Below are 9057 nucleotides of genomic sequence, written 5' to 3' on the forward strand. Positions count from 1 at the left end.
ATCCTTGCCTGCGCGCAGGGCAGCAAGGGCTTCATTGACGTCGAAGTTGATTTCTTTGGACATAAGTCATCTCCTGATTTTTCAGTGTAAGGAAATGACACAGATTTATGAACACTACCCTTTTTAACGTATCGCCAAGCCGCTACAGAACTTTCCATATCAGTTCGCAGCATTTCAAGGCTTGCCGATAACAATTCACTGATTCGTATTTACCCATCACCAGGATGCGCTCGTATCTTGGCAAGCTCCCTTCAAGCCTACAAGCAACAACTGGTTGCAAATGCCGCACCTCAAGAGCAGAATTCCTTGTGCACACTCGAGTCCGGTAACTCGCAAGAGGAATCGAACTCATGGCAAAAATCTACAAAAGACCCAACTCGCCGTACTGGTGGTGCAGTTACAACGACCCCAATGGCGAAAAAGTTAGACTCTCTCTTAAACTCCCGATTGGAGACGAGTACAGGGAAATAGCCCAAATTAAAGCCTCGAAACTTGAGGTGGAACATTGGGAGGCCTGGAAGCAGGGAAAACTGGATAGGCCCGCATACACCTTTGACCGACTCATGGTTGAATGGATTGAGGAGTGTTCCCCCGGTTCAGCTGATTTAACGGCTATTAGAGCGCTAAAAACGGTGTTTACCGGGAAGGTGGTTAACGAGTTAAGAGGCAAGGATATTGCTGACTGCAAGCGTTTATGGCGCAAGTCAGGCATCAGCGATAACACCATCCGCCGCCGTTTATCGACGTTCAGCTCTGCCATCAACTACGCTCGCCGGGAATGGGAGTGGGATATTGACAATCCAGTGAGTGGACGACTGCCCAAGGAGGTGGAGTACGAAGCTGACCACCTTACTTATGCAGAAGCACAGCGGTTTATAGAGGCTCTGTATAAGCGGCAGTTCCAACCCTATAACGCACCCTACCTGTGGGATTTCTTTGTACTCGCAGTGAATACCGGGATGCGGAAAAGCGAGCTATTGGGATGCAAGCTGAATCAGGTGGATATTGATAACCAGTGTATCCATTTAAAAAGCTACCAGCAAAAAGGACGCAAACGTACTGCGACACCACTAAACAGGGAAGCAATGAAAGCTGTTGAAAGACGCTTGGCTCATGTTGAGGAGAAATACTCAGAGTCACAATGGCTGTTCCCCAGCAATAAAACCGGGGGAGAAACCCACCTGAAAGATGTGAAGACGGCTTTTACTTCACTCAGAGTTGAGGTGGGATGCCCGAAGATTCGTGTACACGACCTTCGACATACGTTTGCAAGCTGGTTAGTTCAGCGGGGGAAATCGCTCTACGAAACCTCAAAGGCATTAAGGCACAGTAGTTTGAAGCCCACTGAGCGTTATGCTCACTTGGAGTTGCAACATTTGCGAAGAACCGTAGCCGAAATGGAGCAAGTACCTGTGGTGTTTAGTGCACGGGGTCAGGCAGGCCGAGGTGAGGCAAACAAGCAATGGAAGGCAGCGCTAAAACGCCAAAAATCGACAGTAGAAAACTCGTGTGCTCAGTAATTTGGCACATAGTTGGCACACTGGCATTTTGGTTGTTTTTTGAACAGCAAGAAATTGAGTTGCTAGAAAAGAAAAAATCCCCTGACGTCAAAGACATACAGAGGATTTTAATTGGTGGAGCCTAGCGGGATCGAACCGCTGACCTCAACACTGCCAGTGTTGCGCTCTCCCAGCTGAGCTAAGGCCCCGTAAAGAGGTGCGCATTCTAGCAGCACCCCGTGGGCTGTCAAGGGCTTAAAAGAGGAAATATTGGGCCTCTTTATTACCCCAGTGATTGATACTCTTTCAGCAGTTTTTTCGCCTGCTTCTTCGATATACCACCTGCCGCATTCAAGGCATGACGCACCCTCGCCCGCACCATGTCCGGGCCCAATATAGCCATGGCATCAAACAGCGGAGGCGCCGACGGTGCACCCGCCACGGCCACAAACAGCGGAAACAGGAAGTCTTTCAATTTGATTTCCATGGCTTGGGCAATCTGGTTCAGCTCTGTATACAGTTGGTCCCGCTGCCAATTCTGCAACGCGTCCAGGCGCCAGGAGCTGAACTGCAGAATTTTGCAGATGGTTTCCCGTTCCAGGCGCTTGCTGTCAAAGCTGCTTTCATCCAGTACCGGCAAACCGGACAGCATAAAGTTGGCCAGCGGTGCAATATCGGTGAACTTCTCCACCCTGCCCTGAATCAGCGGCACCATGCGCTTGAGGTTGTCGCGGTTAAAGGCCCATTGCGCCACACGCTCGACAAACTGTTCTTCGTCCAGGTTTTCGCGAATCCAGCGGCCGTTGAGCCAGTCCAGCTTTTCCACATCAAACACCGGGCCGCCCAGAGAAACGGTTTCAATATTGAACGCCGCCTCCATCTCCGCCAGGGCGAACTTTTCCTCCTCGTTGGGCATGGACCAGCCCATGCGCCCCAAGTAGTTGAGCAGTGCTTCCGGCAGGTAACCCATATCCCGGTAGAAGGTGATGCTGGTGGGATTTTTGCGCTTGCTGAGTTTGCTTTTGTCCGGGTTTCGCAGCAGCGGCATGTGACACAAAGTGGGCATATCCCAGCCAAAGTATTCGTACAGCAACTTGTGTTTGGGGGCGGAGTTAATCCATTCTTCACCGCGAATCACGTGGGTAATTTTCATCAGGTGGTCGTCCACCACGTTGGCCAGGTGGTAGGTGGGCATACCATCGGTTTTCAGCAGAATTTGCATATCCACCTGCTGCCAGGGGATTTCGATATCGCCGCGCAGCATGTCGTTAACCACACAGGTGCCATCTTCCGGTACCTTCATGCGGATCACATGGGGCTCGCCTGCATCCAGTTTGCTTTGCACTTGTTCGGCGCTTAGCTGGAGGCCTCGGCCATCGTATTTCACTGCCTGCCCCGCTGCTTCCTGGTCGCAGCGCATCTGGTCCAGTTCTTCCGGGGTGGCAAAGCAGTAAAAAGCATGGCCTTTTGCCACCAACTGACGGGCGTAATCACCATAGATGTCCATGCGTTCACTCTGCCGATACGGGCCGTAATCGCCGCCTACATCCGGGCCTTCGTCCCAATTCAGCCCCAACCAGCGCAGGGAATCGAGAATGGCTTGCTCCGATTCCGGGGTGCTGCGGGTTTGGTCGGTATCTTCGATACGCAAAATAAACTGGCCGCCGTGCTGACGGGCAAAGCAGCGATTAAACAGAGCGACATAGGCAGTGCCCACGTGGGGGTCGCCCGTGGGGGAAGGCGCAATACGGGTGCGAACAGTCATGGCAGTACTAAGAATTTATCCGTTGAAAAGGCGGCGTATTATAGGGTTGAGAGAGGCCTTAAGCCACCGGCTTTTCCGAAGGCCGCCCCAACAGGTAGCCCTGGCCTGCGTCGAGGCCAAGTTTACGCAACGCATCCCATTCTTCCTGGCGTTCTATACCCTCTGCCATCAGTTGCAGGTTGCGGCTGCGAGCCACTTGCACCAGGGATTGTACGTAGAAGTGGTTGTCTTGATTGCTGTCCAGGTTGTGAACAAAGCTGTGGTGAATTTTGATGTGGTGTAACGGCAAGCTGCCAAGATAACCAAACGCCGAAGACTCCAGGCCAAAGTGATCAATAGCCAGGCTCGCGTTGTGGCGCAACAGCAATGCACTGAAGTCACGCACATGTTGCTCATTGACTTGCATGGCGTATTCGGACAACTCCACCACCAGGCGTTTGCTCAGTGAGCCATGTTCTTTGAGGAACTGGTTGAACCACTCCCGGAAACTCTCATCCTGAATGGATGCCAGGCTCAGATTCACGCAGAAATACACGTCTTTTGAGAACTCGCCCTCCTGACCAGCCAGAGCTTGCAGGACAAGGCGGTCGAAATCTGCCACCAGACCAAAGCGTTCGGCCATGGGAATAAATACGCCAGCGCTGATCAGCTCGTTGCCACTGGGCAGGCGAGCGTAAGATTCGTAAGCCACCAGTTTTTTGTCCGCCGAATAAATGGGCTGGTAGTGCAAAACAACGGATTGGGCTTCAATGGCGCGGTTGAGAATTTGCCGCCATTCATCGGTAGACGCAGACAGTACCGGCAGAACTTGCTCGGCGTCCTCGATACACTTCCAGCAGCTGTCATTGCTGTCTTTGGCGCGGTACAACGCAGTGTCGGCTTCACACAAGAGCTTGCCGATATCCTCAATATTACCCGCATAGCTGTAGCCCATGTGAATGACCAGAGATACATCGCTCCAGTGGTGCCACTGAATCTGACGGCTGGCATCAAACACCTTGGTAGCCAATTCTCTCCCTTCCGCTTCGATAATATGAGGTACAAACAGGGTAATTTCCGGCCCCTGACGACGGCTGACAATGGAGTGGGGATACGATGCCAGCAACTCCTGCAGCTGCTCACCAATTGCCCTGAGCACTTTATTGCCCCCTGCCCGGCCCTCCTTGCCGTTGACCTGTTGCATATTGCTGACCGTAAGAATCATAAGTGCACCGGACAGCTCACCCCGTTCCTCGCGCAGCAGGCTGGCGGTACGAGTGTCGAAATCCAGACGGCTGGACAGGCCGGTAACCGGGTCGCGCAGAGACTGTTCCTGCAAATATTCAATTTGGCTGAGTTGTTGTTCGAAAATGCTTTTCAGCTGCGCAGACATGCGGTTCATGGTTTCTACCACTCGCCGCAATTCCCGGGTGCGGGGCAACTTCTCGACAGTCACAAATTGCTGGCTGGCGATTTCTTCCGCCTGCGCTTCAACATCGTTCAGAGGACGCAACAATACCCGCAGAGCAAAGAACGCCAGCAGGCACACAAAAAGCGTCACCAGAGCAAAAACAGACAGCTGTTGTTCAGTAGTGCGCCAAAGTTTGATGTAGGCCTGCCCGGGGTGGCTGGTGACGGTCAGTGTGCCCAAACGCAGCCAGCCGGAATTGATTTCTGCGCGCCCCACCGGGGAAGACAATGGCACACGGTCAATAAACCACTGTGGAACACCCGTAGGCGCAACCGGAAAAGAGCGTTCCAGCAGCACTTCACCCTGCAGATTGCGATACACCATATTGCTGAAATAACCGCTGTCTGACACCGCGTTAAACATGGTATCCAGGGTCGCCAGATCCTGCTGTTGAGCCGCCTGAGTCATGGACAGAGCCACTGAAGTTGCTGTATCCCTGGCATGCACTTCCATTTGCGCGTCCAACAAAATTCGGGTGTGGTACACGCCAGTTACAATGTTTACGCCATAAAGCAGCGTAAACAGAATGGTAACGGCGGCAATTAACTGGCGGTAAAGTGTCACTTGTTTTTCCTGCTATCCACTTTTTGTTGTTATTGTTTTTCTTTTACGACCAATAGTCGGTTTGCTTAAGCTAAATCATCCCTATTGCCCCGGCCAAATGCAAACCCTTAACCGCGCTTTTGTCGAACCTGACACATCTATTTGGCAATCAAATGTTATGATTTTTTGAATCTGGTCGATAACAACCCCTGACACGGGCATAAGGGTACTTCCAAAAATAGTGATATTTTCGCGAGAGCAAGACGGCGGCGCACGGAGACCCGCAGTGTATAAGGCATACATGAGGATTCGCCTCCCCATAAACAAACAAGGACGCCAACGCCGCTATCGCGGAAATAGTGCATTTTTGGAGGTGCCCGTAAGAAAAATAATGTTGGCAAAGCGGCGAATATTAAAGGCAATCACCCTCTTTTGCTGCTCAGGGCTGTTGCTGCTGGGCCTGGTGGTCTATTCCCAGGAAGATTCCCTGTTTTCCCTTAGTGATGACCTGTTAAACAAGGTTGAAGAAAAGCACGGTCCCGCCGCCAGAAACCGGCTGGTTTTCTGGCAAAACCTGATTCAAGGGCATCAACAAAATGAGGAGCAAGAGAAGCTGGAAGCGGTGAACGATTTTTTTAATGGTGCCCGCTTTACCAACGACATGGAGCTGTGGAAACAGAAAGACTACTGGGCTACGCCGGTGGAATTTTTAATACAGGACGCCGGCGACTGCGAAGATTACTCAATTGCCAAATACTTCACTCTGCGGGAATTGGGCGTCCCCGGCGACAAGCTGCGCATTACCTATGTTACCGCCACCCGCCTCAATCAAGCCCATATGGTGTTGGCCTACTACCCTACCCCGTCTTCTGAACCGTTGATTCTCGACAACCTGAACAGGCGCATCAAACCCGCCTCCCAGCGTACCGACTTAATTCCCGTATACAGTTTTAATGCCGAAAGCCTGTGGCTGAGCCGTTCCCGCAATGAATCCCAACACAGCGGCAGCTCCGAACAAATCAAAGCCTGGTCAGACCTTACCCAACGGATAAAAGAAAGCGCTTTGTAGCCACCTGTAGTGCAACTTGACAGTGCAATGGCCACAAAGCGCTTCAGGATTCCAACCTCCTGATACTTAATCTACGATCAGGTTGTTGTTGTTGATCAGGTTGTCAATAATGGCGGCATCACTGGCTATACCCCCTGTCAAATCAATATTATCTACCCTGATAATCTGATCAATATTGCCATCGCCTTGTGAGCTAACCTCAATGGTGGTGTTGGTACCATCAAAATTAAATGACAGGTAGTCACTCAAAACACCGCTTTCTTCACCCTGCAACAGATCCTGTAAATTCAGCACATCACCATCAGCTGCATTGAAATCGCTGATAATATCTTCTGCCGGGCTAGCAGCTGTGCCCTCGTCGCCGGCCTGCCAGCGGAAGGTGTCAGCTCCCAAACCACCGGCAAGAATGTCGTCGCCGCTACCGCCGGTAAGAATATCGTTACCAAGACCACCTTGAAGGGCATCACTGCCGCCATTGCCAATCAGGGTGTCGTCACCGGTACCGCCAATCAGCAGTTCATCGTTATCGCCGCCGGTGATGGTGTCGTCGCCTGACAAACCATCGACAATACTGGACGCAAGATTTGCGGTTGCTCCAGAGCTATTTCCGCTGCCTGCGACAACGACAGTTTCTGTAGAGCCATCGCTCAAAGTAACAATCAGATTGGCATTACCTCCCAGCAAACCTCCCTGGTTACCGTTTCCAGGCCCTACATTGTCAAAATCAAGGCCAAAGCTGAAACTGTCTCCTTCAGTAAAGTCACCCTCAGCAAAATCAATTGTTAGTTCCGTTTCAGGTCCGTTAAAACTAAAGTCTGCTGGTGTAACACCAACCCCGTTCGGAGATGTAACTACAGGTCCAAACTCACCTCCACCTGCACCGGGATCAAATGCACCATCTGTTAATACAAGAGTAATACTGGCAACCGACAAACCTGCAGCCAAGGAACCTACAGACAGCGTATAAGCAGAATCATCATTAAAAACATTGTCACTATCAACTGCTAGAGCCACCGTTCCTATATTACTCGTCAGCGTATCATCCCCGTCTGTTCCAGAGACAACATCATCACCCAGCAAATCAGCATCAATACCCGTAGAAATATCCGAGCTATCCACCACCGTTACCGTAATATCTCTACTGCTTGTTGCGGTATCACCATTGGCGGTTTCACGGCTGGTGGCTTCTACAGTAAGTGTAATTTCGCCAGTAAACCCGGTGGGTGGTTGAATGGCAATATCGTTAAGGCTCCAGCCCAGAATATCAATCTCATCGGTTCCAGCCGTTGCCGTAAAACTGCTTGTACTATCGGTCAGTACAGCGCCTTCCGGAATGCCACTGATTACAATACTGTCAATCACTTCTGAACCGTCGTTATCCGTTAGCGAAACGGCGATATTCGAAATTTCGATCAAGGTATCTTCCATTCCCACGTTAATAGCTTGCGGGAAAAAACCTCCATCGGTATTTTGGCCAGGTTCTGTATTCGTCACAAAACTGGAGAACTGCCCACCGGCTGCAGCCAGTTCGTTGACGCTGCTGTAAATATTAAAATTGCTGCCATTGAGTATCTGTGGCGCACCGCCATCCACAGCGATATTCAGTGAAAACTGACCTGGGCCAGAGACATTGTTTACATAGACTTCCAGTGTGTAATAACCGCTCTCAGTAGCAGTAAATATATTGCCCTGCACGTGGTTCCCTATTCCGCCCGGAGGGGGAGTATCGCCACCAAAGTTGCCAAATGAATCGCCAGTGGTGCTGAGAATAGTTTCACCACCCAGCTCAATGCGTATGGAATCATCCCGGTAACCAAAGAACTCATAACTGGAACCGGCTTCCAGATAAATCAGTCCAGTAACGGAATAGGAATCCCCTTCTTCCACAGCCACCGTTGATCCATCCGTCTGGGTTGCACCGGCAGTTTGAATTCTCGGTGTACCAAAACCATTGATTTCGCGGGCCTGAGACGTCGCCGTTGCAGGATCAATAATGCCTTCCTGCAAGGCAGCGGTTCGATTGGCATTATTCAGTTCATCGTAAAAGCTGAGTAATAATCCGGTGGATTCTGGCGGAGGAATTTCCTCGACGGTGCCGTCACTGGTGATGACATCTGAGTCGAAGGCTATGTTGGGTGCATCGGCAACGGGATTAACCGTAACAGTAAAAGAGGAAGTATCCGTATCACCGTTGCTGTCAGTGACTGTGTAAGTCACTGTATCTTCACCACTGAAATTTGCATCAGGGGTGTAATTCAAAGTGCCGTCTGGATTGACAGAAACCGAGCCATTGATGGCAGAAGGTGTTCCCTGAATAGTTAACGTATCGCCATCCAGGTCTATGTCATTACTGAGTACATCAATGCTGTTTAATGAAGTATCTTCGTTTGTAACAAATGGCCCATCCTGTACAGCCACTGGGGCATCGTTTACATCTGTTACATTCACCACCACAGTAATCGGGTTCGAAGTGGCTCCATCGTCGTCTTGCACGGTGTAGGTAAAGCTGCCGGCGCCCACAAAGTTGGCATCCGGGGTAAACGTCACTTCACCATTAACAGGGTTCACGCTGGTGCTGCCATTGCTAGCCGAAGTGACAGTCACACTGCTTGGAACGATAACACCGTCTAAATCTGTGTCGTTAGTGATTACATCTACAGCAATTGCTGTGTCTTCGGCGGTGCTCACTGGGCCATCTTGTACAGCCACTGGGACATCGTTTACATCCGTT

Annotated in this window: 5 protein-coding genes and 1 tRNA gene; 2 read left to right on the forward strand and 4 right to left on the reverse strand. The window is 51.0% G+C overall.

What is annotated here, in order from left to right; genetic code table 11:
- Window positions 1–350 precede the first annotated feature (350 nt).
- On the forward strand, window positions 351–1520 hold the full coding sequence (locus ACVBEJ_RS11945; RefSeq protein WP_447129862.1) for a tyrosine-type recombinase/integrase: 1170 nt from the start codon (window positions 351–353) through the stop codon (window positions 1518–1520).
- Window positions 1521–1632: 112 nt separating this feature from the next.
- Here ACVBEJ_RS11945 and ACVBEJ_RS11950 read toward each other — a convergent pair.
- The 3 genes from ACVBEJ_RS11950 to ACVBEJ_RS11960 all read right to left on the reverse strand — a co-directional run bounded on the left by ACVBEJ_RS11950 (window position 1633) and on the right by ACVBEJ_RS11960 (window position 5278).
- Window positions 1633–1708 (reverse strand) — tRNA-Ala (locus tag ACVBEJ_RS11950).
- A gap of 74 nt (window positions 1709–1782) precedes the next feature.
- Window positions 1783–3264 (reverse strand): glutamate--tRNA ligase, encoded by a 1482-nt coding sequence (gene gltX, locus ACVBEJ_RS11955; protein WP_447129863.1) that lies wholly within the window; start codon window positions 3262–3264, stop codon window positions 1783–1785.
- A gap of 58 nt (window positions 3265–3322) precedes the next feature.
- Complete coding sequence (locus ACVBEJ_RS11960) at window positions 3323–5278, reverse strand: bifunctional diguanylate cyclase/phosphodiesterase (protein ID WP_447129864.1); 1956 nt, start codon at window positions 5276–5278, stop codon at window positions 3323–3325.
- A gap of 370 nt (window positions 5279–5648) precedes the next feature.
- Here ACVBEJ_RS11960 and ACVBEJ_RS11965 point away from each other — a divergent pair, with 370 nt between their 5' ends.
- Entirely contained in the window at window positions 5649–6326 is a 678-nt protein-coding gene (locus tag ACVBEJ_RS11965; protein ID WP_447129865.1) for a transglutaminase-like cysteine peptidase, read from the forward strand.
- A 66-nt stretch (window positions 6327–6392) separates the two neighbouring features.
- Here ACVBEJ_RS11965 and ACVBEJ_RS11970 read toward each other — a convergent pair.
- Window positions 6393–9057: tandem-95 repeat protein (locus ACVBEJ_RS11970; RefSeq protein WP_447129866.1), on the reverse strand; the 2665-nt coding region annotated here is incomplete at its 5' end.

The organism is Porticoccus sp. GXU_MW_L64 (assembly GCF_052983295.1).